Genomic DNA, 26,727 nt, shown 5'->3' on the forward strand with positions numbered 1-26,727 from the left:
GTCAAGAAGAAGGAACAGGGGAATGAAAGACTACACGAAACACTTGGCAAGCCGTGTGACCTCGGGCGGTCTCAGCCGCCGTGAATTCATGGGGCGCGCCATGGCGGCCGGCATGACATTGGCACTTGCCGACCAGCTTTTCACCGAAAGCGCGGTGGCGGCCGAACCGAAGCGTGGCGGCCATCTTAAGCTTGGACTTGAAGGCGGTGCCGCCACCGATTCCAAGGATCCGGCAAAATTCCTGTCGCAATTCATGTTCTGCGTCGGCCGTTGCTGGGGCGACATGCTGGTCGAATCCCATCCGCTGACTGGTGCCGCCGTGCCGGCTCTTGCCGAATCCTGGGAACCATCGAAGGACGCTGTTACTTGGACCTTCAAGATCCGCAAGGGTGTCAAGTTCCACAACGGCAAGGATCTGACCATCGACGACGTCGTTGCCACGCTCAAGCGCCACACCGACAGCAAGTCGGAATCCGGCGCGCTCGGTGTCATGAAATCGATCAAGGACATCAAGGCCGACGGCGACAGCCTCGTCCTGACACTGACCGAAGGCAACGCCGACATGCCGTTGCTGCTCTCCGACTACCACCTCGTCATCCAGCCGAATGGCGGCAACGACGATCCCCTCGCCTCGATCGGCACCGGTCCCTACAAGCTCGTCAGTTTTGAGCCCGGCGTACGCGCAACTTTCGAGAAGAACAAGGACGACTGGCGCACCGATCGCGGTTATGTCGATACCGTCGAAATCATCGGCATGAACGATGCGACCGCACGTATTGCCGCTCTGTCGTCCGGCCAGGTGCATTACATCAATCGCGTCGATCCGAAGACGGTGGACCTGTTGAAGCGCGCACCCAACGTCGAAATCCTATCGACCGCCGGCCGCGGGCATTACGTGTTCATCATGCATTGCACCACCGCGCCGTTCGACAATAACGACCTTCGCCTGGCGCTGAAATATGCCATGGACCGCGAAACCATGGTGAAGAAGATCCTCGGCGGCTACGGCAAAGTCGGCAACGACTTCCCGATCAACAGCACCTATGCGCTCTTCCCCGAAGGCATCGAGCAGCGTGTCTACGATCCGGATAAGGCCGCCTTCCACTACAAAAAGTCTGGTCACGACGGCTCCGTGCTGCTGCGCACCTCGGAAGTCGCCTTCCCCGGCGCCGTCGACGCCGCCGTTCTTTACCAGGAAAGCTGCAAGAAGGCCGGCATCAACATCGAGGTCAAGCGCGAGCCGGGCGACGGCTACTGGACCAACGTCTGGAATGTGCAGCCCTTCTCCACCTCCTACTGGGGCGGACGACCGACGCAGGATCAGATGTATTCCACCGCCTATCTCTCGACGGCGGACTGGAACGACACGCGCTTCAAGCGTCCGGACTTCGACAAGCTTCTGCTTCAGGCCCGTTCCGAACTGGACGAAGCCAAGCGCAAGGAGCTCTATCGCGCCATGGCGATGATGGTCCGCGACGAGGGCGGCGTCATTCTGCCGATGTTCAACGACTTCGTGAATGCCTCCACCAAGCAGGTGAAGGGTTATGTTCACGATATCGGCAACGACATGTCGAACGGCTACGTCGCGACCCGCGTCTGGCTAGAGTCCTGATGCCCGAAGCAGGGCGGGAATGCCCTCATCTCTAGCAGAGCCGGGACCGCGGAAAATCTCCGCGGTCCTCCTGACGTTTCAGCGCGAGGCATCAGCAATGTCCAATATACAACCCAGCACAGTGCTGCCCGGATTGCGGTTCAAGCAGCGATTTCCGCTGCTGTCCCTCATTATCGAGCGCTTCTTGCTCAGCCTCGTGCTGCTTTTCGCCGTCTCGGTCCTGATTTTCGGCGGCCTTGAAGCCCTGCCGGGCGATTTCGCGACGACCTATCTCGGCCAGTCGGCAACACCGCAGGCCGTAGCCAATATCCGCACCGAACTCGGCCTCAACCGGCCCGTGACTACGCGCTATTTCGAATGGCTGGGGAATGCGGTCCGGGGGGATTTCGGAACATCCTGGGCCAGCAAGAACTCCGTCAGCGAGCAGATCGGCAAGCGTCTCGGCAATTCGCTTTTCCTTGCGGCTTGTGCTGCTGTCATCTCGGTGCCGCTCGCGGTCGGGCTCGGCATGCTGGCCGTGCATTTCCGAAACCGTTTGCCTGACAAGATCATCAACGTGATCTCACTGGCGGCGATTTCATTGCCGGAATTTTTCATCGGTTACCTGCTCATCCTGTTTTTCGGAGTGAAGTTCGGCATCGCGACATTCCCCGCGACCGTCTATGACGGCATGGACTTCATTGACCGGCTGAAGGCCATCGCCCTGCCGACGGCAACGCTTGTACTCGTCGTCCTCGCCCATATGATGCGCATGACGCGGGCCGCGATCCTCTCGGTAATGTCGTCCGCCTATATGGAAACAGCGGAATTGAAGGGCCTCAGCGCCTTTCGCGCCATCGTCAAACATGCCGCACCCAATGCGCTGGCGCCGATCATCAACGTTGTGGCTCTGAACCTCGCCTATCTCATCGTCGGTGTCGTGGTGGTCGAAGTGGTCTTCGTTTATCCCGGCATGGGCCAGTATATGGTCGATGCCGTCACCGTACGCGACATGCCGGTGGTCCAGGCCTGCGGACTGATCTTTGCCGCCGTGTACATCCTGCTCAATATGGTTGCCGATATCCTGGCGATCGTCGCCAACCCGCGCCTGAGGCATCCGCGATGAGATTGAGAGACATCCCCATCACCGCCTGGGTCGGCATCATCGGCATACTACTCGCCTTCATCTGTGCGATCTTTGCACCCCTGATCGCGCCCTACGGCGAAACCGAAGTCGTCGGCAACGTCTGGCAGCCCGCCGACGCGCAGTACTTCTTCGGCCTCGACAATCTCGGCCGCGATATTCTTTCGCGACTGATCTACGGCGCCCGCACCACGTTGTTCGTGGCGCTGGCGGCGACAATCATTTCGTTTTCGCTCGGCATCATCCTGAGCTTCACCGCCGCCGTCTCGCGCGGATTGGTCGACACGGTTTTCTCGCGCTTCAACGACTTGATGATGTCGATCCCGACCTTGATCTTCGCGCTTGTGGTGCTGGCAGTGCTGCCACAGAACCTTGTCGTGCTGATCCTGGTCATGGCGATCCTCGATTCCACGCGCGTCTACCGCCTCGGCCGCGCCGTCGCGCTGGATGTGGCGGTCATGGAATTCGTGGAAGCCACCAAGCTGCGCGGCGAAGGCAAGGTCTGGATCATCTTCCGCGAAATCCTGCCGAATACGCTCTCGCCATTGCTGGCGGAGTTCGGCCTGCGCTTTGCCTTTTCGATCCTGTTCCTGTCGACGCTCTCCTTCCTCGGGCTCGGCATCCAACCGCCGTCGGCCGATTGGGGCGGCATGGTCAAGGACAACAAGGACGGCATAATCTTCGGCATTTCCGCTGCTCTCGTGCCGGGCTCCGCGATTGCGGCGCTTGCAGTCTGTGTCAATCTGGTGGTCGACTGGCTCTTGAAGCGCACCTCCAGCCTCAAGGGAGGACGTGGCGATGCCTGAGCTTCTTTCCGTTCGTGATCTCAAGATCGAAGCGACCAGCTATCCGCCCGGCGAGCCCCCGAAGCGCGTCACGATCGTCGACGGCGTCTCCTTCGATCTCCAGAAGGGCAAGGTGCTCGGCCTGATCGGCGAGTCCGGCGCCGGCAAATCCACCATCGGCCTTTCGGCGCTGGCCTATGGCCGCGGCGGCGCGGAGATCACCGGCGGCACGGTGCTGCTCGACGGCGTCGATATTCTTCCGCTTGACAAATCGGGCATCCGCAGGATTCGCGGCGCGCGCGTCTGCTATGTAGCCCAATCGGCCGCAGCAGCCTTCAATCCGGCCCACAAGCTTGGGGAACAGGTGATCGAAGCCTCCGTCAAGCATGGCTTGATGACGAAGGACGAAGCAAGGAAACGCGCACTCTACCTCTTCCGGGTCCTCGGTCTGCCCAACCCCGAGACGTTCGGTGATCGTTTTCCCCATCAGGTCTCAGGCGGCCAGCTTCAGCGCGCGATGACCGCGATGGCGCTCTGCTCCAATCCCGAACTCATCGTCTTCGATGAGCCGACCACCGCGCTCGACGTGACGACGCAGATCGACGTCCTGGCGGCGATCAAACATGCGATCGAGGAGACCCATACGGCAGCGCTCTACATCACCCACGACCTTGCCGTCGTCGCGCAGATATCAGACGACATCATGGTGTTGCGGCACGGCAAAAAGGTGGAATACGGTCCGGTGCAGCAAATCATCGAGGCACCGCGGGAAGATTATACCCGCGCTCTCGTCAACGTCCGCCAGACCGCACGGGAAGAGGCCGCGGATCAATCCGATACGCTTTTAAAAGTCGAACACGTCAGCGCTGAATATTCGAACGGCTTCAAGGTGCTGCACGATGTTTCGCTACATGTGCCGAAAGGCCAGACGCTCGCGATCGTCGGCGAATCCGGTTCCGGCAAATCGACGCTTGCGCGCGTTATCACCGGACTGCTGCCGCCCAGCGACGGCAGGATTTCTTTCGACAAAAAACCGCTGACGCCGGCACTCAAAAACCGCTCGCGCAACGAGCTCCGGCGCATTCAATTGATCTACCAGATGGCCGATACCGCCATGAATCCCCGCCAGACCGTGCGCGATATCATCGGCCGCCCCCTCACCTTCTATTATGGCTTAAGAGGCGCATCAAAGACGGCGCGCGTGAAAGAACTGCTCGATCAGATCGAAATGGGCAACGGTTTCATCGACCGTTATCCGGCCGAGCTTTCCGGAGGCCAGAAGCAGCGTGTCGCGATTGCACGTGCCCTTGCGGCCAAGCCAGACCTCATCCTCTGCGATGAGCCAACCTCGGCGCTCGATCCGCTCGTTGCCGAAGGCATCCTGAAACTGCTGATGCGGCTCCAGGAGGAATCCCAGCTCTCCTACATCTTCATCACCCACGATATCGCGATCGTCCGCGCCATCGCCGATAGTGTGGCCGTCATGCATCGCGGCAAGCTCGTGCGCTTCGGGCCGAAATCGAAAGTGCTTTCGCCGCCTTTCGACGACTACACCGATCTGCTGCTGAAATCAGTGCCGGAAATGGAGATCGGCTGGCTGGAGCGTGTGCTGGCGACGCGGAAAATGGAGAGTGCCGGAAATTGAAAGCTCGACATCGCGAACTCCAAGGCCGGATTTGAGGGCCTCGTTGCTGATATCGATATCATCAATACTCCGCTGGAACCGCATACACCTCAGCGGATGGATCGGCGAGAAACGAGCGTACCGTCGGCGGCAGCTGGCGTGACGATAGCGGCAGAGGTCCGCAGCGCGAGAGAAGTTCACGCAGATCCGGCTCGGCGCCGACATGCCGCCAAATCATACGCGACGCATAAGGGAGGTTTTCCTTTCGCCAGGAAACTCCCATTGTCGTTCCACGCAAGTAGACGCGCTGGTACTCGTCGAATGGCAGCAGGATCGTCTGTGACAGTATGGGGTTCGGGCCGACGACGCGCTCCGTAATGAAGATCCGGTTTCGATAGAAGGCGGCCAAGCCCACATATTTCGAAAACTGCTGGATGCCGTTTCCAGGGTCCCGCAGACGCTCCATTGATTTGACATGCACCAGCCCACCCTGCTCGATAAGACGGCTGCACGAACAGACAACCATTCCGGGCCAGGACGGCGAGCGATGATAGGTCTGGAAATAGCCGATATGGCGCCGAAGCGCGGTCAGATCTCCGGGGAACGCTTTTAAGAGCTCGGAACTTTGGTTGAGGTCTAGGTTCGGTTTGCGAAGCCGCTCGCGAAAGAGCCGGGGCGCGAGACCAAAGTCGGCTGCGTCGAGATCGAAATACTTGGCGATGCGCGCCAGATTATGGGCCGACGGTCTCGTCTGGCCGTTGATGTATCGGTTGAATTGTTGCCGGTTGATATCAATTGCACGGCACAGATGCGAAATGGAGCGCTGCGTTGCACAGGCAATTTTGAGGTTATCGACCAAATAAGGCATCAGTTACTCCGTCTCGGAAAGCCTAGCGTAAACTCGCTTAAAGGCGCGTCAAGTCGCGAAATTGCGTGAGCCGGCTCAACCTCTACGTTCCGACCTACAAAAAGGAAAACGAGGGAACCGCAATGACGCAACAAAAGGATCAATCCTCACAACTGAAAATCGGCCGCCGCCACTTCCTGGGCGGGGCCGTCGCGCTGGGCGCTTTGCCGGCCCTCACCTCCGGCCTCCTGATACCGCGCGAAGCCCGCGCGCAGGAAGCAAAGCATGGCGGCCATCTGAAGCTCGGCCTTAAGGGCGGAGCCACCAGCGATGCGCTCGACCCGGCAACCTACAGCGCCTCCGTTCTGTTCGTCATCGGCCGCCTGTGGGGCGATACGCTTGTCGAATCCGATCCCAAGACCGGTGCACCCCTGCCGTCGCTGGCAACGTCCTGGACGCCATCCGCCGATGCGTCCGTCTGGACTTTCAAGATCAGGAAGGACGTGCAGTTTCACGACGGTAGCAAGATGACCGTCGCCGATATCGTCGCGACGCTGAAGCGGCATGCGGACAAAAATTCGCAGTCGGGTGCTCTTGGACTCATGGCGTCAGTTACAGGCATCGAAGAAAAGGCAGGCGATCTTGTTTTGACGCTTTCCGAAGGCAATGCGGACCTGCCTCTGCTTTTGACCGACTACCACCTGATCATCCAGCCGAAAGGTGGCGTCGAAAAGCCGGCGGCGGCCATCGGTACCGGCCCTTACATCTTGAAGAATTTTGAACCCGGTGTTCGCGCGACCTTCGAGAAGAATCCGAAAGATTGGCGCTCCGATCGCGGCTTTGTGGACAGCGTCGAAATCCTCGTCATCAACGACAACACCGCGCGCATTGCAGCATTTGCCTCCGGCCAGGTCCATTTCGTCAACAATGTCGATCCGAAGACGATCCCCATGCTGCAGCGAGCACCGAATGCCGATATCGTGCGAAATCCCGGCAAGGGCTTCTACTGTTTTTTGATGCATTGCGACACAGCGCCTTTCGACAACAATGATCTTCGGCTTGCGCTGAAATATGCCATCGATCGCCAGTCGATCCTGGATAAGGTTCTGGGCGGCTACGGGACGATCGGCAACGACTATCCGGTCAATTCCAACTATGCCCTCGCGCCGACCGATATCGAGCAGCGGCCGTATGATCCGGAAAAGGCCGCCTTCCACTTCAAGAAATCGGGCCTCAACCGTCCCGTTCAGCTGCTTACCTCCGATGCAGCCTTTCCCGGCGCCGTGGATGCGGCGATCCTGTTCCAGCAAAGTGCGCGCAAGGCCGGCATTACGATCGACGTCAAGCGCGAACCGGAAGATGGCTACTGGACAAATGTCTGGAACAAGCAGCCCTTCTGCGCCTCCTTCTGGGGCGGCCGCCCGACGCAGGATTCGCGCTATTCTACCTCCTACATATCGACCGCCGAATGGAACGACACGCGTTTCAAGAACCCTGATTTCGACAAGATAGTGCTGCAGGCAAGGTCCGAGCTCGATGAGGCTAAGCGCAAGGCGCTTTACCGCCAGTTGGCTTTGACAGTGCGCGACGATGGTGGTCTGATCCTGCCCGTCTTCAACGACTACATCATGGCCTCTTCGAAAACGCTGAAGGGATATGTCGACGACATCGGCAACGATATGTCCAACGGCTATATCGGCAGCCGCGTGTGGTTTAATGCTTAAACCTCTTCGGGATATGTGACCATGACCGACCGCAGCTTCACCACCATAGAAAATCAGTGGATCACTCTGAAGGATGGGACACGGCTTGCCGCACGCATCTGGATGCCGGACGGCGCCGAGAGCGACCCCGTGCCGGCGGTGTTCGAATTTCTACCCTACCGCAAGCGCGACGGCACGAGCCCCCGCGATGAATCCACCTATCCGGTCTTTGCCGCAGCCGGCATTGCCGGCGTGCGCGTCGATATCAGAGGCTCCGGCGAATCCGATGGCGTTATCGACGGCGAATATACGGAACTGGAGCTCGCCAATGCCTGCGAGCTGATCGCCTGGATCGCGGCGCAGCCCTGGTCGAACGGCTCCGTCGGCATGATGGGCATTTCCTGGGGCGGCTTCAACAGTTTGCAAGTCGCGGCGCTGCGCCCGCCCGCGCTCAAAGCGGTGATCTCGATCGCCTCCACGGTCGACCGCTACAATGACGACATCCATTACAAGAATGGCTGCCATCTCTCGGCGCAGCTCTCCTGGGCTGCGACCATGCTCGGTTATCAGTCCCGCTCACCCGACCCCGAGATCGTCGGCGACCGCTGGAAGGATATGTGGCTGCAACGCCTGGAGAACGAGCCGTTCTTTATGGAGGAATGGCTGCAGCACCAGCGCCGCGATGATTTCTGGCGGCATGGTTCAATCTGCGAGAATTTCGCTGATGTCGACATTCCCGCTCTTGTCATTGCGGGCTGGGCGGATGGCTATCGCAACACGCCGCTGATGGCCGTCGAAGGTCTCGGCGACAAAGCGAAAGCGCTGATTGGTCCGTGGGTTCACAAATATCCGCACTTTGCCTGGCCGAAGCCCCGCGCCGATTTCCATAGCGAGGCAATTGCCTGGTGGAACCGCTGGCTGCGGGGCGACCGGAACGGTGCAGAGAACTTGCCGCAGGTGCGCGCCTATATTCTCGACGCGATGAAGCCCGCGCCGCGCCGCGATTTCGATCCCGGCTTCTGGATCGCCAAGCGCGAGTGGCAAAAGCCAGAGATGCAGTGCTTCTATGTCGAGCAGTTTGGCACGCTGATGGAGGGCATGCCAATCCCGCATGCGCCGGAACATGCCGTCTATCTGCGCTCGCCTCTCGATACGGGGACGACCTCCGGCGAATATTTCACCCTGAAACCCGATGCCGAAATGGCGATCGACCAGCGTCTCGACGATGCCGGATCGCTGACTTTCCAGACCACGCCATTATCGGCCGATCATGACTATCTCGGCCGTCCGGTCGTTACTCTCTCGCTGCGCTGTGATGCCGAAACGGCCAATCTTTGCGCCCGGCTTATCGATCTCCATCCCGACGGCACCGCGACGCGGGTCTCCTTCGGCGTGCTCAACCTCGCCCATCGTGACGGCAATGCCGAGCCGAAATCCATGAAGAAGGGCGAACGCACCACAATCAGGCTGGTGCTGGATGCTTGCGGTTATCGGTTCCGGAAAGGTCATCGTATCGCCCTTTCGCTCTCCACCTCATACTGGCCGATGATCCTGCCGCCGCCGGAAAATCCGGGGCTGACGATCGATCTCGCCTCCATCGGCTTCGCCCTGCCAAAACTCGGCGCCTACGACATCATCAATATCAAGCAGCCGGACAATCCCGACCCGCTGCCGAAATATCTCGAACATGCTCCGGCTGCGACGAAGCGTCAGGTCGTGCGCGATCTCTCCGCCAACAAGACCCATTATGAAATCCGCGAGGATACCGGCCTTTTCGAGCATCCGGGCACCGGACTTTCCACACGCCAGCTCCGCGAAGAGGTCTGGTCCATCGCGCCGGACGATCCCCTGTCGATGGGCGGGACCTCGATCTGGACATGCGACATGCGGCGGCCGGGATGGTTCGTCCGCACGGTGGCAATGGCGACGATTTCTTGCACGGCAACCGAATGGATCATCCGTGCGTCCGTCATCGCCTTCGAAGGCAATACGCAGATCTTCGAAAAAACCTTCGAGGCAAAGCGTATCCCGCGCGATCTGATGTGATCAGTTCGATCCGGCAAAATGGCTGGCAGCCGCGCATATCACGCGGAAACCAGCGCGTGCGCCGTCGCTCATGTGCCGCGCGCGCAGCCAGGCGTGCACCATCTGCGGCTCTTCGCGAAACCAGACCTCGACGCCCGCCGCGGCGAGCCTTGCCGCATAGTTGCGGCCGTCGTCACGCAGCGGGTCGAAATGCGCGACCGTTATGAAGGCCGGCGGGAGGCCGGCAAAAGACGGTTGGGCAAGAGGCTCGGCCATCGGATCGCCAGCCGGTGCCTGCAATACGCTGCGATAATAGGCAATGTCGGCGGTCGTCAGCCCCGGCGCATCCGCCATCTCCTCGTAAGAGCCGGACACAAGATCGCCGCCGAGCGTCGGATAGATCAGGACCTGCCCGGCAATGCCGGAGAGCCCATCGCCCTTTGCGCGAACGGCGAGCCCCGCCGCCAGATTGCCGCCGGCGCTGTCGCCGATCAGCACGACGGTCTTTCCCGCAGCAAGCAAAGACTTGAGAACGCCATAGCAATCATCCGTCTGCGCGGGCCAGCGATGTTCAGGCGCCAGACGATAATCGACCGACAACAGCTCGGCGCCGGCATGATCGGCGATCTCGGCGCAAATCGCATGATGGCTCTCGAGCGAACCGACCACGAAGCCGCCACCGTGAAGATAGAGCAGGCATGTAGAGGTCCGGATCGTCCGCGGCTGATAACGCCTGATTGGAATTCTCCCCATCGCCATTTCATCCTGCGTGCGCATGCCGTCGGGTAACGGGCGATCGAAACGGCCGCAAAGTGCATCGTACCATTGCCGCTGCTGCTCTATGGAAGCCGTCACCGCGTCAGGCGGATAGAAGGAATCGCAAATCTCCATGAATTGCAGAATGCCCGCCTCGGTCGGTCTGGGTCGCTGGGAAAAGTCCATGGAATATCCTCATGATAAGGCTCGTTATGCAACCACAACATCATTGACGGACGCAGCTTGTTCAGGGACGGCCTGCGACGCTGCTGTGACGACATAAGCAGGCTAAAGTTCCGGCCGTTAAAGTGCAACCTGATGGCCGGGCGAAATCTCCACGTATCTTAGCGACTGCTTCCTGTGGTGTGGAGGCCGGATCGGGCTCCTCAGCTCGTCGGCGGCTATGCCGTGCTTCAATTTCCGCCGCGCCGGATCTGGAACGGGCACCGCTGACATCAGCTTCTTGGTATAAGGGTGCTGCGGATTTTCGAACACAGCCTGGCGCGGCCCGATCTCGACGATTTCGCCAAGATACATCACCGCGACCCGGTGGCTGACACGCTCGACGACGGCCATGTCGTGCGAAATGAACAGGAAGGCGAGGTTCAGGCTTTGCTGCAGGTCGAGCAGCAGGTTGATAACCTGCGCCTTGATCGAAACATCAAGGGCGGAAACACTTTCGTCGGCGATGATCACCTTCGGATCGAGGGTGAGCGCTCGGGCGATGCAGATGCGCTGGCGCTGCCCCCCGGAAAACTCATGCGGATAGCGCGTCGCCATATCCGGCGAGAGGCCGACCTTCACCAGGAGGTCGGCGACCTTGTCACGTGCCTCCTTTCCCGTTCCCATCTTGTGTTCGAGATAGGGTTCTGCGACCGCAGCCCCGATCGTCATGCGCGGGTTGAGGCTGGCGAAGGGATCCTGAAAGATCATCTGCACCTTGCGGCGCATATCCCGCAAACCCTTGCGGTCGAGGAACAGCATCTCCTCGCCGTCGACCAGCACGGAGCCGCTTTGCGGCTCAATCAGGCGCATGATGGTGCGGCCCGTCGTTGATTTGCCGCAGCCGGACTCGCCAACCAGCGACAGCGTCTCGCCGGCTCGCAGATCGAAGGAGACGTTCTCGACCGCATGCACCCTGCCCTGCAGCCGGCCGAAAAGACCGGAATGAATGTCGAACCGTTTGCAAAGATTCTTCACCTGCAGCACCGGTCTTTGTGCAGCGGCGACAGTATCAGCTGCCTCCGTCAGCGGCTCCGCCTGGCCAGTCTTGCTGTTGACGACCGGAAACCGCAGGGGCCGCTCGTGTCCCTTCATCGAGCCGAGCACGGGAACGGCTGAAAGAAGTGCCCGTGTGTAGGGATGCTTGGCATGGAAGAATATCTCGCTGGTCTCGCCTGTCTCGACCTGTTCGCCGCGATACATGACGATGGTGCGGTCGGCGATCTCAGCGACCACGCCCATATCGTGGGTGATGAACAGTACGGATGTTCCCTGCTCTTCCTGCAGCATTTTGATAAGATCGAGGATTTGGCCCTGAATGGTGACATCGAGTGCAGTCGTCGGTTCATCGGCGATCAGCAGCTTCGGCCGCGAGGCGAGCGCCATCGCGATCATCACGCGCTGGCGCATGCCGCCGGAGAAACGGTGCGGATATTCGTTGAAGCGCGAAGCGGCGGATGGAATGCGCACGCGTTCCAGCAGCCGGATCGTCTCGGCCTTCGCTTCGGCCCTGGAGATTTCGCCGTGGCAGAGCAGTGCCTCGGAAATCTGATCGCCGATGGTGAAGAGCGGATTGAGGCTGGTCATCGGCTCCTGGAAGATCATCGCGACATCCTTGCCGCGCACCTTGCGCATCTCGCTTTCCGACAGTGCCAGAATATCCCGCCCCCCGAGCATGACGCGGCCCGTGACGCGGCTCATATCCTGCTGCAGCAGACGCATGATCGACAGCGAGGTGACGCTCTTGCCGGAACCGGATTCGCCGACGATCGCCACGGTCTCACCCGGCGCCACCGTGAAAGAGACGTCACGCACCACCGGCTTCCAGGCTCCCTCCACCAGGAATGAGGTCGTCATTCCCTCGACCGAAAGCACGGGCTTGGCAATCTGTGAAGTCTGTGCGTCGCTGCTCGCCATCATCATTCCCTCATTCACCGCCTCAATCCGGCCAACGCAACAGACCGTCGAAACGGCGTCGGCTGCGATCTTCCAGGGAGGTGGCAATGATCTCGTTGGAGGCTTGCGCCCTGTCGAGTTCTTCACCGATGCGGGTCGCCACGATCACCTCCTCGCCCGGATGCAGGTTGCAGGGATCGAGGTAGAAATAATTGTGCTCGATCTCGTGGTCGCGAACGATGATCGGCGGGGTTCCGCGCGCCAAAGCGTCGGCGAGGTCCCAGGCGGTGATGTGCGCCTCTCGGGCATCGATGGTGAGACGCAGCCGGTCGAGGGGATTGTTGGTCGGGTCCGGTTCGATTACGGCTTTGACGCCGGGGCGGCCGTCGAAGCGATCATGCCAGAGATGGAGATAGCCGGTCTCGCGCTCGCGGATGCCGGCATGGTCGCGCGTCTCCCAGGCTTCAAGCGCCGCCATGACGCCGAAAATGCTTTCCTTGCCGACCTTCATGCCGCGGCCGATGCCGAGGTTCTGCAGGAAAGTGTTGCGCACCATGTCCTTGCGCCCGGCAACGATGCCCGAAGTCGGGCCGCCGAGGAATTTGTGGCCGGAGTAGAGAACAAGGTCCGCTCCCTGCTCCAGGAAGATGCGCAGATCATATTCGGAAGCCGCATCAACGATGACCGGCACGCCCTTCGCATGAGCGATCTCGCAGAACTCCTTGAGGCTCAGCATGCCGTAATTCACGACATGATGCGAAACGACATAGAGGGCGGCCGCTGTCTTCTCGGTGATCGCACCTTCGAGATGATGGCGGTATGTCGAGGTTGCCTGGCCGATCAGTACGACCTTGCCGCCCGCAAGCCGCACCGCCTGATCGACCGGCGCGCCGTAGCTCACCACATGCCCCATCTGAACGATGACTTCGTTCTTGTCACCGCGCACGTCGGGCAGACGCTCGATCGCGGCAAGGTCATTGCCGGTGATAGTGGCGGCGACCGCCAGACTGATCCCCGCCGAGCAGGAGGCGGTGACGAAACCCGCTTCGCCCCCCGTCAGCCGCGCGATGACCGCGCTTGCCTTGCGCTGCAGGTCGTTGATCTCGACGAATTGCGGCAGGATGGAACCCATCGCCGCAATCGCCTGCGGAACGACGATCGATGCGCCAAGGCTCGTCATCGTGCCCGAGACATTAATGACGGGGCGAAGTCCGGCGGACGGACGAATGTCTTCATTCGGCATGGGATCTCCAGATTTTTTTGCTGCGGGCCGGTGCTTGCTGTACCGAGCCATCGACAGCTATGCCATAATTATGTAACACACTACCGATTTGCACGGGAGTTCGGTTTTTGGACGCAAAGACATCACCCATCGGCTACTCCGAGAACGGGATGGCCAATGAAAACCATGGCGATGCCGCCAAGGGACCGCGGCGCTCGCGCGTCAGCGGCATCGATCGGGCGATGCAGGTCATCGATTATCTCTACGAAACCGGCGCGCCCTGCGGTGTCTACGCGGTTGCCAAGGCGATCGGCGCACCGCTCTCGACCGTCTACGTCATCGTTGACGACCTCGTGGAGAAAAACCTTCTCAGCCGCAATCCCGATGGCACGATCTGGCTCGGCGCCCGTCTTTACCACTATGGTCTCGCCTATGCCCGATCGCTCGATTTCATGAGCGTCGCCACCCACGAAATGCACGATCTCTGCCGCCAGGCCGGGGAAACCGTTCAAGTCTGCGGCCGCGACGGCGACCACATGCTCGTTCTCGCCATGGCCGATGGCCCGAGCCACTTTCAGGTCGCCTCGCGCGTCGGCACGCGGGTACCTCTCAACTGGACGGCGTCCGGCCGCTTGCTCGTCGGTCACCTGCCGGAAGAAGACCGCATCGCGCTTTTCCGGCACTGCGCCCGCACCTCTCCGACCGGCCGCGCCGATGTCGATCCCGTGACGTTGTCGACGGCGGCGGCAAAAGCACTGGAATCGCGCCTGTCGATCCAGGCTGGCGAATCCGATTATGCCGTCGCCTGCATTGCCTCGCCCATATGCGATCGAGACGGCCAATGCGTTGCCACCATCTCCATCGTTCTGCCGGAGCAGAAGGCCTTTTCCGACGAAAGCCACTACGTCGCACGGGTTCGAAACTCCGCGGAAAAAATCGAAAAATTGATGGGCTGGCGCAGCCATTGACGTCCTGTCCTTCCCTCAGCCGTGCAACGCTACGATTGCTTCGATCTCGACGGTGATATTGCCCGGCAATGAGCCGAAGCCGACAGCCGAACGGGCATGTTGGCCGGCCGCTCCGAAAACCTCGATGAACAGGTCGGAGCAGCCGTTGATGACGCTTGGATGATCGGCGAAATCGGGTGTGGCGTTGACCATGCCCAGAAGCTTCACCACCCGCTTGACGCGCTTGAGATCGCCGAGTGCATCCTGCATGACGGCCAGCAGATTGATGCCCGTCAGCCGGGCATGGCCGTAAGCCTGTTCGATGCCGACCTCTGCGCCGACCTTGCCGAAATGCAGGGTGCCGTCGGCCTCGCGCGGACCCTGGCCGGATAGGTAAAGCATATTGCCTTCGAGAACATGCGTCACGAAATTGGCGATCGGCGGCGGCGGTGGCGGCAGTTCGATGCCGAGGGTGGAGAGGCGCTCATAGGGCGAACCCGATGCGCTCTCGGCGGTGGCTGAAGACTGGTTCACGCAAACTCCTGTCGTACAATCATAAAATTCGAAGCTCAGCTAAAGCTCGTCGCGATCTTTCAGATTCGCTCCGGCGCTTTATCTCTTTGTTTTTGCATGTCGCTCTCGCAAAACTGCCGCACACTTTTGCGCGACATGCATTAATGGCTGTGGCCATGGGGCGTCAGTTTTCGCGCCCGCGGGATGTAGCGGCTCGCGACAAAAGCCTCAGCGCCGATGACCGCGTAACGCGGCTCGAAAAGCTGCTTCAACATGGCGGTGTCGCCCATCGAATCCACCGCCTCGATATCGGACTCCACAAGATCGAAGATCGTGAATTCCGCCCGTTCTCCGACGGCAAGCCGATTGATGAGCGGCTGCTTGATGGCCGAGGCCGGCGCATGCGTGACCGCTTCGATCACCTTCTCGAAGGGCATGCCGACCGACAGCAATTTCGACATCGTCGTCGCGAGATCCCAGACCGGGAAATTCAGCGATCGGTTATGCAGATCGGTGGAGATCGAGAACGGCAGAAGCCCGCGCTTGATGGCAGCCTCGGCGACGCGGAAGGAGAAGGACGCGCCACCATGACCGATATCGAGACGGATACCCTCGCCGGCGCAGCGTTCGGCGAGATCGAAGAGATCCTCGTCCTCCACGAGGCTGCTGCCGGCCTTGCCGTTGAAGCAATGCGTGATGATATCGCCGGGTCCGAGGGCCTCCAGCACTTCATCATAGAGTGCCGGCGGTTCGCCGACATGCACCATCATCGGGATTTTCAATATCTTGGCGATCTTCTTGCCGAGCTTGACGGGCGTAATCCCCCAGGAGCCGGTGATGACGTGGCTCGCACGCACCTTGATGCCCACGATATGCTCGCTGTTGTCGGCATAGACCTGAAGCATGCGGTCGAAATCGATCGAACGAATGTCGATCAATTCGCTGACGCGATTGCAGGCGACGAGACCAATCGAGCCGAGATTGAGAAACGCCTTGATGCGCTCGCGCGCCGGCTCGATGATGTATTCGCGGAAACCGTGGAAATTGGCTTCGCCCGCCGAGCCGGCATCGACCAAAGTCGTCACGCCACGTTCGAGGCCGCATTCCGATGGGCGCAGGGAAATATCGGTCCCGCCATGCCAAATATGGACATGCAGGTCGACCCAGCCCGGCGACATCCAAGCGCCCTTGCCGTCGATCCTTTCGACATCGGCCGAGACGGCAAGCGACGGTCCGACCTCTGCGATATGCCCGTCCGCGCCGACCAGCACGTCAACGACGCTGCCGGAAGTCGACTGCCCGAAAGCCATCGGCTTGACATTGGCGATCAGCAGCGGCGGTTTCGGTGCATATCCGGAAGACATGAGCTACAGGTCCTTTCGAAGTCTGGGATCGAGAATGTCGCGCAATCCATCGCCGACCATCTGCAGCGAGAGGACGGATAGGATGATGGCGAAGCCCGGAAACAGTGTCATCCAATCGGCCTGATCGAGATATTGCCGGCCGGCGGCAATCATCGTTCCCCAGGTCGGAATATCCGGGCTCACGCCAAGACCGAGGAAGGAAAGGCCGGCTTCGGCAAGCATGGCGTTGGCAAACAGGAAGGTGCCCTGCACCAGGATCGGCGACAGCAGGTTTCTGAGCACATGCCGCGTCATGATGTGCAGCGTCGAAACGCCGAGCGCACGCGCCGCCTCGACATAGGGCAATTCGCGGATGACCAGCGTCGAGGCGCGGACGATGCGCGCGAGCCGCGGCGCATAGACGATGCTGAGCGCGACGATCACCGTCGTCAGCGACGGTCCCAGGGCCGCGACCAGCGCAATCGCCAGCAGAATGTCGGGAAAAGCCATCATCGCATCGACCAGCCGGGCGATCGGCGTGTCCAATTGCTTGAAGAAGCCGGCGAGCAGCCCAAGCGTGACGCCGATGACAGCCGCCAGCGCGACGACCGCGCCACCGACCAGCAATGACAGGCGGCCGGCATAGATGGTGCGGGTGAAGACATCACGGCCGAACTCATCGGTGCCGAAGAGATGAAGGAAGCTCGGCGGCTTCAGCCGATTGACGATGGACAGTTTACCCGGCGCATAGGGCGCAATCAGCGGCGCGAGGACGGCGAGCAGAACGAATATCGTCAGCACGGCAACGCCGAAGACGACCGTTTTGCGCTTGAAGAGACGCCTGGCGAATTTGCGGCGCTCGGCGCCGGCGGTGGTGTCTGACATCGCGGTCATCAGTAGCGCACCCTCGGATCGACCAGCAGATAGAGCATGTCGATCGCAAAATTGATCAGCACATAGAGCCCGGCAATGACGAGCAGCGCGCCCTGGATCACCGGATAGTCGCGCCGAAGCACGGCAGACACCACGAGATTGCCGATGCCCGGCAGGCTGAAGATGGTCTCGGTTACCACAGCGCCGGAAATCAGCACCGCCGCAGTCAGACCGATGACGGTGAGGATCGGGATCAGCGCATTTTTCAACGCGTGCTTCAGAATGACCTTGCGCTCGACGAGCCCTTTGGCGCGTGCCGTGCGGATATAATCGTCACCAAGCACATCCAGCATCGAGGCACGGGTGAAGCGCAGGATCAATGCCGAGGAGACGACGCCGAGAACGATCGAGGGCAGCGCCAGGTGATACATCCGATCCACGAAGGACGAACCCGGCCCGCCATATCCGGAGACGGGAAAGATGCCGTGGCGAACGGCGAAAGACTGAATGAGGATGAGGCCGAGCCAGAAGCTCGGAATGCTCGCCGCCAGCATGGCAAGCGCCGTCGCCGCCTGGTCGAACAGCGAGCCGCGACGATAGGCGGAATAAATGCCGATCGGCAGGGCGATGATACTGGCGATGATCAGCGAGAATACGGTCAGAAAGAAGGTCGGCTCGGCGCGTTCGACCAGCGCCGAGGTCACCGGCTCGTTGAGAAAGATCGATTGACCGAGATCGCCGTGCAAAAGCTGGCCGAAATAATAGAAATATTGCAGGGCAAGCGGCTGATCGAGACCGAGTCGCGCCCTAAGGCTGGCGATGTCCTGCGCGGTCGCATCCGGCCCAAGCATGACCGCGGCGGGATCGCCGGGGGTGACGCGCACGATCACGAAGACGATCGTGACCACGAGGAACATCACGACGATCATGCCGAAGAGGCGCTGAAGGATATAGCGTATCATGTCTTGTCCGATCCTCCGGCCGCTTTCGTCGCGGCCGGAATAACGAGCCTGTGGATGCTACTTCTTGATCGACGCGTTCCAGAAATACGGCCAGGGTGCAGCCTCGACCCCTACGAGCTTCTTCGATTTGGCCGCCAGCGCGTTGAAGTCGCCGATCTTGATCAGCGGCACTTCGTCGTAGATCACCTTCTGAACATCAGCCCATGCTGCCTGGCGCTTGCCGGCGTCGACGGCGGAATTGAAGGCATCGACGGCGGTCTTTCGGGCCGGCGTGTCCCACCAGCCCGGCGAGCTCGTGGACATCTGGCCCATCAGAGCCGGCTCCGGCAGGAAGGGGCTGTGGGTGATATAGATGTCCCACAGCTTCGGATCGGCACGGCGTTGCGTGAGTGTCGCCCAATCGACCACCTGCAAGTCGACATTGAAACCGGCTTGCTTCAGATATTCGGCGGCAACCTGCGCCATCTTGTAGTGGAATTCATACTGACGACTGGTGAGGATACGCAGCGGCTCGCCGTTGTAGCCCGCCTTCTTCAGCAGGGCCCCGGCAGCCTCGGGATCGGCGACATTGTAGGCGCCATTCGTGCCGGCATCCGTATTCCAGACATAGGGCTTCGGATAAAGAGCGGCATCGAGCGAATAGAAATCGGTGCTGCCGAAGGCGGCGGCAAGCATGTCTTCCATGCTGAGCGCGGTGCGCACAGCTTTGCGGATATCGACATTCTTGGTGATGCCGTTCGCCGTATTGAAGACAAAGACCGGATAGCCGAAGGGCTTCAGCATGACCGGTTCGGACGCCGTCGAGCCTTTCAAGCGGTCGAAGGATTCGACCGGCAGCGAGTCGACATAATCATATTGACCGGCAACCGCCGCCTCAAGGCGGGTGTTGGCGTCGGGAACGGGTACGAAACGGATTTCATCGAGATATTGGTGCCGAGCGCCGCCATAACCATCGGCCTCGCCGCCACGGGACTTATACCCATCGAAGCGCACCAACTGAATATACTGGTCGGCCTTGCGCTCCTTCAGCATATAAGGACCGGTGCCGATGAAGGCGGTCATCGGGTCTTCCTGATGCTTAGCCGGAATGATGATCGCGGCCGAATTGTTGAAAGCAAGCAGCGAAAGAAGCGGCGCATAGGGCTGCTTCAGTACGATCTTGACCGTCGAGGGATCGACCGCCGAGATGCTGTCGATCATCGCCGCCGTCTGCTTGCCGCGAGACGCGATTTTGGTCCAGCGATTGAGCGAGGCAACCACATCCTCCGAAGTCATCTCGCTATTATCGTGGAATTTGATGCCGGTGCGAAGCTTGATCGTATAGGTTTTGCCGTCAGCGCTGATGTCGGGCATGCTCTCCGCTAGGAGCGGCGTCACCTTCCAGTTCTTGTCGAAGGTAAAAAGCGTTTCGAAAATATGCTGCGAAACGATGCCGACCAAATCGGCCGTCGACGCCATCGGATCCAATGTCGGCGGCTCGCCGATCGTCGCGACATTGATCACCCCACCCTTTTCCTGCGCCAGAAGCGCCGATGGCATGACGAGAAGAGCTGCTCCCAGAAGAAAGGCAAATTTGTTTCGCACGATATCGTCCCCTTATTTATTCCGTTATTACGGAATATCAAATGTTATAATGGAATGATAGCTGTGAGATGAGCGATGTCAATATGGTGGGGTTATTACGAGATCCGGCCTTGCCGACAGGCTCGACGGCGATCTCAAGACCGATTGCAGCGATCTTCGGAAGCATAATCTGTGTTGTAAAAGGCCGGCGCCTGCGTTGAGGCAGAAATGTCGAAGATACGGCAAAGTGTGAGCCGTCAGTCGCAATCGGCAGAATACGCAAACCGTCGGGATGCATCAGCGCCAAAGTGCCCCCGCCAACGGGGCGAATAAATATCGTACTGGTCGGCCCTTGCGGGAAACAAGGCCGACCAGATTTCCTTATCAGATTAGAGCGTCAGAAATGCCGACGGCGGGAGTTGAAGAGCAGCGGCGATCCGCTTCAACTTGGCTGGATCGATATCCTCGCCATCCTCGATGTGCATGATCTCTTCATTGGCGAGACCACAGGTCACCGCCAGATCCTCGATACTGTAGCCCACGGTTTCGCGCGCCGCCTTTACACGCGCCGCCACATCGTCCGCCTGCACGGGTTCCGTTTGAACCTCATTGAAATTTTTGAGTGAAATGGACATATCGTCTCCTTCTCTGCATAGATTCTTACGAATTCTTTTTGTGAGTTTCGGGACAGGCTCCGGTTAAGGCGCCGGTAACCTTTTATTTCAGCATTGTAATGTGAACAAGCACAAATCGTCGCACCGCGCCGGCCGAGCCTATGGCCGCGCGGGGGACACTGTTCATCTGTGCCAAGGCTGACAGCTTAGGACAGATGACCAAACGACGGATAGTTAACGGATTTTTCCGCGATCATAGAGTGCACACAATACAATAGCGAAGGGTCGAGGCTCGGCTTATCTTTATCGCAAATATCTGTGAATATAGAGGGGTGAGAAGGCGAATTCCCGCACAAAGAACCTCGGGGTGGCTTGCATTTTCAAGCAAGTCCATCAGCGATTCGCTCGCTCGCAACATCTGCTCGGCACTGCCAAAAGCGATTGAAGGTCTAACCCTTGGACTTGGATGTGCGGCTTGGCCGGCGGATGGCTCTCACCTTACCGCTGCCTCCACCGCCGCAAAAGAACCGATCACCGCCATCGGACTCCAGCCCTGACACGCCCGCGCCAGGCGGCATATCCAGCCTCTCCAGCACCTTTCCCGTTTCAGGGTCGATCCGCCTCACATCGCTCTCGTCACCTTCCCAGGTGCCATGCCAGAGTTCGCCGTCGACCCAGGTGACCCCGGTCACGACGCGGTTGGACTCGATCGTCCGGAGGATCGCCCCTGTTTGCGGGTCGATCTGATGGATCTTGCGGCCGCGGTGCTGCCCCACCCAGAGCGTGCCTTCGGCCCATGCGAGCCCCGAGTCACCGCCGTTGCCTGGCGCCGGGATCGTGGCGAGTATTTTGCCCGTCTTCGGATCGATTTTGTGGATGCGATCCTCGGCGATCTGAAACAGGTGCTGACCATCGAAGGCCGTTCCCGCATGCGAGGCGACCTCGATCGAGCGCAGCACCGCCTCCCCCTTTGCCGGGTCGAAGGCGTTCAGCTTGTCTCCGGAGGCAAACCAGACGCTTTGGCCGTCGAAGGTGACGCCATTCACGCGGTCGGCACCCGAAAAGGGTCCATATTCACGAAGAATTTCGGCTTGAGATCGTTTCATGCTGTCATCCTATTCGTTCGGCAAAGGACCGGGGAGTAACAAGATTGTCGGGAATCCGAGAACGGGCGGCGTCATCCAACGGCGCGCCCTCCCTAGACCCAACGACTGTACCTTACCAACTTCCGCAAGCTGTTCGAGCGCCCGCTGTACCGTGCGCGGGCTCGCCCCCAGCACAATCGCCAGCGCCGAGCTCGACCAGGACTCGCCGTCGGCAAGAAAGGCGAGCAGCGCCGCATGCTGCTCTTCGACCGGCGGCGCCAGGACGGCGACCTCACGCGAGCGGCGCGGCACCAGCGCGAAGCCTCGTTTCGTCGCCTTGACATCCGCCAGCGTCCGCAGCTCCGCGCGAAGTCGCCCCATTTCGACACGCAGCCGCGCACGATGCGATTCATCGGCGTGTTTCGCCCGGAAGGCACGCGCGAGGAGCGTACTCCTCGGCACGTCTCCGGGCCAGGCTTCACCCAAGACGCGAGCAAGCGTAAACAGGACCGGGCGCGTCGCGAGCGAAACGACCGTTCCCGCGCTCCGAACGACATTCCGGCATGCGTCCACCACGAGCGTCCCGGACTCCAGGAGCGTTTCGACCTCCTCAAGCAGGAGCGGACGCTCCTCGCCACGCAGGATCAGCCGCGCCGCGGCTGTATTCAGAACGAGAGAAGCGCCTTCGACCTCCGCTGTGAGCGCGGGGATATCCGCAGCGCGCGCGGCCTGCTCCGCCCGTGTCAGCGCAGCGCGGGCAGCCTTCGTCTTCAGGCGGCGAATGGCTATACCGGCAACCACCAGCTCGTAAGCAGCCCTTGAGGCGGGAGGGAGCGGTGTCGGGTCGAGCTCGGCGAGCACGCGCTCGGCTTCATCGAGATGGCCGATCAGCAGCAGGCGCCGAATTTCGAGATTGCGGGCATGCGTGGCATTCAATCGGTCGCCATGCGTCTCCAGCGTTACGCGCGCAGCAGAAAGAGCCTTGGCAGGCCAGGTGAGGTCACGCGAGACAAGTGCGATCTCGGCTTCGGCAACGATGCACCGCGCGCGAGCCATGGCCTCCTTCGGTCCAAAGGCGCTTGCAGCGCTTTTGAGAAGCGCCTTTGCACGGCCGAGATCGCCGAGCTGCGCCATCGCGATACCTCTGAGTGCGAGAGCCGGCGCATCGTCACGCAGGGCAACCCGCTTCAACGCGCCGAGAGGATCGCCGCCCGCCAGCGCACGTGCTGCAGCGGTGATCATCGAGTCCATCGAAATCCCGTCAAACTTGTAACTCCCATCATATCGATAGCCGGGCGTAATTTACTCGCGACCACCAAAAAGCACGCCGTATCTTGAATGATACGACGGCAGATAGCCAAGGGAGAAAAATCATGACCGCACATGCGATAGCAACACGCAAGGAATGGTTGGCCGCAAGGCTGGACCTGCTCGCAGATGAGAAGGCACTGACGCGGCAGAGCGACGAATTGGCGCTGCGCCGGCAAGCCCTCCCCTGGGTGCGGATCGACAAGGACTATCGTTTCGAGACGGAGAATGGCAGCGCCTCGCTTGTCGATCTCTTCAAGGGGCGCTCGCAGCTTCTCGTCTATCACTTCATGTTCGGCCCCGACTATACGGCCGGCTGCCCGTCCTGCTCTTCGATCGCGGATGGTTTCAACGGCTTCTTCGTTCATCTCGAAAATCACGATGTCGCCTTCTCGGCGATATCGAGCGCGCCGCTGGCAAAGCTGCAGACCTTCAAGCAGCGGATGGGCTGGACCTTCCCCTGGGCGTCCTCGTTCGGCAGCGATTTCAATAGCGACTTCGGCGTCTGGTTCAGCGAAGAGCAGCAACGCGATGGCGGCATCGAGTACAATTTCCGCCGCGAGGCGCCTCTACCTCAGCCTCCAGCAAGCAAGGCCGTTCAGGGATGCGAAGCGTGCGGCAGCGAGGAACCAGTGACGCAAATAGCAGCTATGACCGGGACCGACGCCGCCACATTTACGCGCGACAGGCCGGGCGTCAGCGCCTTCGTACTCGATGACGGCGTCGTTTATCACACCTATTCCAGCTATGCGCGCGGGCTCGATGGCCTCTGGGGCATGTACCAATGGCTCGACCGTGCCCCCAAGGGACGCAACGAGAGTGGGATCTGGTGGCGCCATCATGACCGGTACGGCCGGAGCTGAGGTTTCGATGTCTACTCAATCCAACCCTTTTCCCGTCGGCAGCGGATCTGCAGGCGATGCTGCCGCCATCGGCATCACTCACTGGCTGTCCCTCGCCGCGGCGCCGACATTCGCGATCATGGCGCTGCTGACGGCCACAATCGGCGATGCCGATATGATCTGCTCCATGCAAGGGGCCTCACCCCTCAGCGGAATGGTCCCAATGTACCTCCTTATGAGCGTCTTCCATGTCGCGCCCTGGCTGAGACTTCTGTCTCGCCAACGAAACGGTGCGCGCCGGGCCTGATCCGGCGTTCGCCATACGGTCCGTCGCGGACGCGAAACCCGATTGTCGAATCGTAAAGATTGGATTCAATCTTTTTTGGTAATTCTCCATTAGCAATTCACGTCGGTGGCTTTCCGAAGGCGTGGATTCTGCCGTCGACTTTAGTTTTGCGTGCGGGTTTCTATGCGTCTAGCGGCTGTGTCAGCAATCTTTCTCACCTCTTTGATCTTGTCGGCCTGCGCCGCCAGTTCCGGTCCGGAAGACGTCATGGTCGTCGCGCCACCGTCGCAGGAGACGACCAATTCCATCAGCCGATCGAGCGGACCCGTGCCATCCGCCGAGGTGGGCAGCGCCACCCCGCAGGTCGTCCAGCAGCAGGCGTTGACATGGACGGAGCCGGAACCGCGGCCGCAGGCCTTCCTGCCAACAGCCAAGACCGACAGCGTACCGATCCCCTCGGACAAACCAGTCGCTCTGCTCATGCCGGTGAACCCTGTAATCAGCGCAGCGCCGCAAACGCGGATGCAAATCTACAGCCGTCGTTTCCGCGACGCCAAGCCCATCAATTTCGGCAGTTCCTCACCAAGAAAACTGGCAGTGCATGGCGTCGACGTTTCCCGTTGGCAGGGCGAAATCGACTGGGAAAAGTTGCAGGCGCAAGGTGCGAATTTCGTCTATTTGAAAGCGACCGACGGCGGCGATCACCTCGATCCTATGTTCAAGAAGAATTGGCGTAGGGCCAAGGAGGCCGGGCTAAAGCGGGGCGCCTATCATTTCTTCTACTGGTGCCGAACGGCCGGCGAACAGGCCGACTGGTTCATCCGCAACGTTCCGAGGGAGGCAGGCGCCCTTCCGCCGGTGATAGACGTCGAATGGAATGGCGAATCGAGCTGCAAGAGACGGCCCTCACGCGAGCATGTTCTCGAAAAAATGCAGGTCTTTATGGACAGGCTGGAGAGGTATTACGGCCAGCGCCCGATCATTTACACCGCACCGGATTTCTACCGCGACAATCTGAAGGGTGAATTCACCGACTATCCCTTCTGGCTGCGCTCGGTGGCCGCGCATCCCTCTCAGGTCTATCCGGGACGGAAATGGCTCTTCTGGCAATATTCCGGTTCCGGTCTCACACACGGCGTCGAAGGGCGGATCGACCTCAATGCTTTCCACGGCAGCGCGGAAGAATGGCACAACTGGCTGGCGTCGCGTTCGAATTGAGCCGACGGACACCCCGAAGTCGCCCTAGTCCCAGAACCAAGATTTTTGACATTCAACCCGCGCCTCTTCGGGTGTGATACCAATGTCGTCGAGCTGATCCGGGGTCAGCTCAGCCAGCGCGTTACGGCTCCGACGCTTTTCCAGCTCAAGACCAATGCGTCTTACTAAGGCAGCAGTCATTCTTGCCCAGATTTTCAAGGGCGCGCGGTTACTCTCAAGATTTTCGAGTTCAATCGCCGGCATCATTGTCTCCTTGATGGTGATTGATTTTCCTCGCCGAATGTCCCGCGCCCTCGGAGCTGCGGACCGTGGCACATCCGGCCACGTACAAATTATGCTGGTCCGATCACCAAAAGAAGCTTATGAAATTTATGCAAACCATAAGGATTATTTATGTTCGGTCTGGACCAACTCGCAGCCTTTGTCGATGTCGTCGAACTCGGTAGCTTCACCGCAGCGGCCGAGAAGGCCGGCCTCACGCAGCCCGCTATCAGTCAGCAGATCAAGCAACTGGAACTGAGCGTGGGCGTACGCCTGATCGAGCGCGTGGGCCGTCGCGCTCAGCCATCGGTGGCTGGGGCAGAGCTTGTCGTCCATGCCAGGCGAATCCTTGCAGAGTGCAACGCTGCTCGGGATTCGATGACGCCATACCGAGAGGGCTCTGTGGGGCGTGTCAGGATCGGCAGCGGGGGCACCGCATCCATCCATCTGCTCCCGCGCGCAATCGCCTCTGCGAAGAAGCGGATGCCAGGTCTGGAGATCACCGTCCGTATTGGCAACACAGACGAGATCTTGCGCGACCTCGAAACAAATACGCTCGATCTTGCCGTTGTCACTCTGCCCGCCACTGGCCGCTCGCTGGAAATCGAGGCGTTTTACGAAGACGAATTGTTGGCGGTTGCGCCGAAAGGAAGCGAGATGCCCGAAGGCGGCCCGGACGCCGCATTTCTCCGCGATAGAATCCTGCTGCTTTACGACGGCGGCAACACCCGCGCGACGACCGATGGCTGGTTTGCCGAAGCGGGTATTCGCCCTCAGACCGCAATGGAGTTCGGCAGTGTCGAGGCGATCAAGGAATTGGTTGCCGCGGGACTAGGCTGGTCGGTATTGCCTGAACTGGCCCTCAAGCGCGATCGCGCGATGCTGACAACCTCTCCCGTCAGGCCCCGCCTTGTCCGTCAGCTCGGGATCGTCTTGCGGCGGGATAAGCATCTGACAAAAGGCCTCAGGGAAGTGATCAGATGCCTTCGAGAGTTTAAGGGGTAGGTGGTCAACCACAGCGAAGCTGTCGCCATCGGCGACGAACTTGCCGCACACATATTGCCCCACTCTCCTGCCGCTACATCTAGAAAGCGAAA

24 protein-coding genes are annotated in these 26,727 nt (G+C 60.2%); 11 read left to right on the forward strand and 13 right to left on the reverse strand.

Annotation, left to right across the window (positions count from 1 at the left end):
- The first annotated feature begins 22 nt into the window (after positions 1–22).
- The 4 genes from QA646_RS23520 (at position 23) to QA646_RS23535 (ending at position 5,165) form a co-directional block, all read left to right on the forward strand.
- Positions 23–1,612 carry an ABC transporter substrate-binding protein gene (locus tag QA646_RS23520; RefSeq protein WP_283059154.1) on the forward strand — a complete coding sequence of 530 codons (1,590 nt, stop codon included), beginning with the start codon at positions 23–25 and terminating at the stop codon, positions 1,610–1,612.
- 97 nt (positions 1,613–1,709) lie between these two features.
- The gene (locus QA646_RS23525; RefSeq protein ID WP_283059155.1) at positions 1,710–2,717 is read left to right on the forward strand and encodes an ABC transporter permease; all 1,008 of its coding nucleotides are present in this window, start codon (positions 1,710–1,712) and stop codon (positions 2,715–2,717) included.
- Positions 2,714–3,541, forward strand: a complete 828-nt coding sequence (locus QA646_RS23530; RefSeq protein ID WP_283059156.1) for an ABC transporter permease — start codon at positions 2,714–2,716, stop codon at positions 3,539–3,541. Before QA646_RS23525 ends, QA646_RS23530 begins: the two co-directional genes overlap by 4 nt.
- Positions 3,534–5,165: an ABC transporter ATP-binding protein gene (locus QA646_RS23535; RefSeq protein ID WP_283059157.1), complete on the forward strand. Its 1,632-nt coding sequence runs from the start codon at positions 3,534–3,536 to the stop codon at positions 5,163–5,165. Before QA646_RS23530 ends, QA646_RS23535 begins: the two co-directional genes overlap by 8 nt.
- 61 nt (positions 5,166–5,226) lie before the next feature.
- On the opposite strand, the gene QA646_RS23540 is transcribed toward QA646_RS23535, so the two are convergent.
- On the reverse strand, positions 5,227–6,012 hold the full coding sequence (locus QA646_RS23540) for a helix-turn-helix transcriptional regulator (protein WP_283059158.1): 786 nt from the start codon (positions 6,010–6,012) through the stop codon (positions 5,227–5,229).
- Between the two features lie 122 nt (positions 6,013–6,134).
- Between QA646_RS23540 and QA646_RS23545 the strand changes: the two genes are divergently transcribed.
- Together QA646_RS23545 and QA646_RS23550 are read left to right on the forward strand one after the other, a co-directional pair.
- Positions 6,135–7,715 (forward strand): ABC transporter substrate-binding protein, encoded by a 1,581-nt coding sequence (locus QA646_RS23545; protein ID WP_283059159.1) that lies wholly within the window; start codon positions 6,135–6,137, stop codon positions 7,713–7,715.
- 21 nt (positions 7,716–7,736) lie between these two features.
- A complete protein-coding gene (locus QA646_RS23550) occupies positions 7,737–9,740 on the forward strand; it encodes a CocE/NonD family hydrolase (RefSeq protein ID WP_283059160.1) in 2,004 nt (667 codons plus the stop codon).
- Here the strand turns inward: QA646_RS23550 and QA646_RS23555 are convergent, their stop codons facing one another.
- The 3 genes from QA646_RS23555 to QA646_RS23565 all read right to left on the reverse strand — a co-directional run bounded on the left by QA646_RS23555 (position 9,741) and on the right by QA646_RS23565 (position 13,836).
- The gene (locus tag QA646_RS23555) at positions 9,741–10,661 is read right to left on the reverse strand and encodes an alpha/beta hydrolase (RefSeq protein WP_283059161.1); all 921 of its coding nucleotides are present in this window, start codon (positions 10,659–10,661) and stop codon (positions 9,741–9,743) included.
- A 117-nt stretch (positions 10,662–10,778) separates the two neighbouring features.
- The gene (locus QA646_RS23560; protein WP_283059162.1) at positions 10,779–12,614 is read right to left on the reverse strand and encodes an ABC transporter ATP-binding protein; all 1,836 of its coding nucleotides are present in this window, start codon (positions 12,612–12,614) and stop codon (positions 10,779–10,781) included.
- Between the two features lie 22 nt (positions 12,615–12,636).
- On the reverse strand, positions 12,637–13,836 hold the full coding sequence (locus QA646_RS23565) for an aminotransferase class V-fold PLP-dependent enzyme (protein WP_283059163.1): 1,200 nt from the start codon (positions 13,834–13,836) through the stop codon (positions 12,637–12,639).
- A gap of 149 nt (positions 13,837–13,985) precedes the next feature.
- Here QA646_RS23565 and QA646_RS23570 point away from each other — a divergent pair, with 149 nt between their 5' ends.
- Positions 13,986–14,783 (forward strand): IclR family transcriptional regulator, encoded by a 798-nt coding sequence (locus QA646_RS23570; RefSeq protein ID WP_283059164.1) that lies wholly within the window; start codon positions 13,986–13,988, stop codon positions 14,781–14,783.
- A gap of 15 nt (positions 14,784–14,798) precedes the next feature.
- Here QA646_RS23570 and QA646_RS23575 read toward each other — a convergent pair whose 3' ends face one another.
- From QA646_RS23575 to QA646_RS23610, 8 genes are all read right to left on the reverse strand, one after another.
- Positions 14,799–15,296, reverse strand: a complete 498-nt coding sequence (locus tag QA646_RS23575) for a RidA family protein (RefSeq protein WP_283059165.1) — start codon at positions 15,294–15,296, stop codon at positions 14,799–14,801.
- Between the two features lie 140 nt (positions 15,297–15,436).
- The gene (locus QA646_RS23580; RefSeq protein WP_283059166.1) at positions 15,437–16,639 is read right to left on the reverse strand and encodes an amidohydrolase/deacetylase family metallohydrolase; all 1,203 of its coding nucleotides are present in this window, start codon (positions 16,637–16,639) and stop codon (positions 15,437–15,439) included.
- Positions 16,640–16,642: 3 nt separating this feature from the next.
- Complete coding sequence (locus QA646_RS23585; RefSeq protein ID WP_283060544.1) at positions 16,643–17,503, reverse strand: ABC transporter permease; 861 nt, start codon at positions 17,501–17,503, stop codon at positions 16,643–16,645.
- 8 nt (positions 17,504–17,511) lie between these two features.
- Positions 17,512–18,453 (reverse strand): ABC transporter permease, encoded by a 942-nt coding sequence (locus QA646_RS23590; RefSeq protein WP_283059167.1) that lies wholly within the window; start codon positions 18,451–18,453, stop codon positions 17,512–17,514.
- A gap of 57 nt (positions 18,454–18,510) precedes the next feature.
- A complete protein-coding gene (locus QA646_RS23595) occupies positions 18,511–20,037 on the reverse strand; it encodes an ABC transporter substrate-binding protein (RefSeq protein ID WP_283059168.1) in 1,527 nt (508 codons plus the stop codon).
- A gap of 368 nt (positions 20,038–20,405) precedes the next feature.
- Positions 20,406–20,651, reverse strand: a complete 246-nt coding sequence (locus QA646_RS23600) for a helix-turn-helix transcriptional regulator (protein ID WP_283059169.1) — start codon at positions 20,649–20,651, stop codon at positions 20,406–20,408.
- Positions 20,652–21,079: 428 nt separating this feature from the next.
- Complete coding sequence (locus tag QA646_RS23605) at positions 21,080–21,736, reverse strand: PQQ-binding-like beta-propeller repeat protein (protein ID WP_283059170.1); 657 nt, start codon at positions 21,734–21,736, stop codon at positions 21,080–21,082.
- A gap of 9 nt (positions 21,737–21,745) precedes the next feature.
- Positions 21,746–22,966 carry a helix-turn-helix domain-containing protein gene (locus QA646_RS23610; protein ID WP_283059171.1) on the reverse strand — a complete coding sequence of 407 codons (1,221 nt, stop codon included), beginning with the start codon at positions 22,964–22,966 and terminating at the stop codon, positions 21,746–21,748.
- Between the two features lie 122 nt (positions 22,967–23,088).
- On the opposite strand from QA646_RS23610, the gene QA646_RS23615 reads away from it, so the two are divergent.
- The 3 genes from QA646_RS23615 (at position 23,089) to QA646_RS23625 (ending at position 25,369) form a co-directional block, all read left to right on the forward strand.
- On the forward strand, positions 23,089–23,886 hold the full coding sequence (locus QA646_RS23615) for a thioredoxin family protein (RefSeq protein ID WP_283059172.1): 798 nt from the start codon (positions 23,089–23,091) through the stop codon (positions 23,884–23,886).
- Between the two features lie 7 nt (positions 23,887–23,893).
- Positions 23,894–24,172: a hypothetical protein gene (locus QA646_RS23620; RefSeq protein ID WP_283059173.1), complete on the forward strand. Its 279-nt coding sequence runs from the start codon at positions 23,894–23,896 to the stop codon at positions 24,170–24,172.
- A gap of 162 nt (positions 24,173–24,334) precedes the next feature.
- Complete coding sequence (locus QA646_RS23625; RefSeq protein ID WP_283059174.1) at positions 24,335–25,369, forward strand: GH25 family lysozyme; 1,035 nt, start codon at positions 24,335–24,337, stop codon at positions 25,367–25,369.
- A 24-nt stretch (positions 25,370–25,393) separates the two neighbouring features.
- Here the strand turns inward: QA646_RS23625 and QA646_RS23630 are convergent, their stop codons facing one another.
- Positions 25,394–25,549, reverse strand: a complete 156-nt coding sequence (locus tag QA646_RS23630) for a DUF1127 domain-containing protein (RefSeq protein WP_283060545.1) — start codon at positions 25,547–25,549, stop codon at positions 25,394–25,396.
- Between the two features lie 213 nt (positions 25,550–25,762).
- Between QA646_RS23630 and QA646_RS23635 the strand changes: the two genes are divergently transcribed.
- Positions 25,763–26,635 (forward strand): LysR family transcriptional regulator, encoded by an 873-nt coding sequence (locus QA646_RS23635; protein ID WP_283059175.1) that lies wholly within the window; start codon positions 25,763–25,765, stop codon positions 26,633–26,635.
- The last annotated feature ends 92 nt before the right edge of the window (positions 26,636–26,727 follow it).

It is taken from the genome of Rhizobium sp. CB3090 (assembly GCF_029714285.1).
GTDB lineage: Bacteria > Pseudomonadota > Alphaproteobacteria > Rhizobiales > Rhizobiaceae > Rhizobium.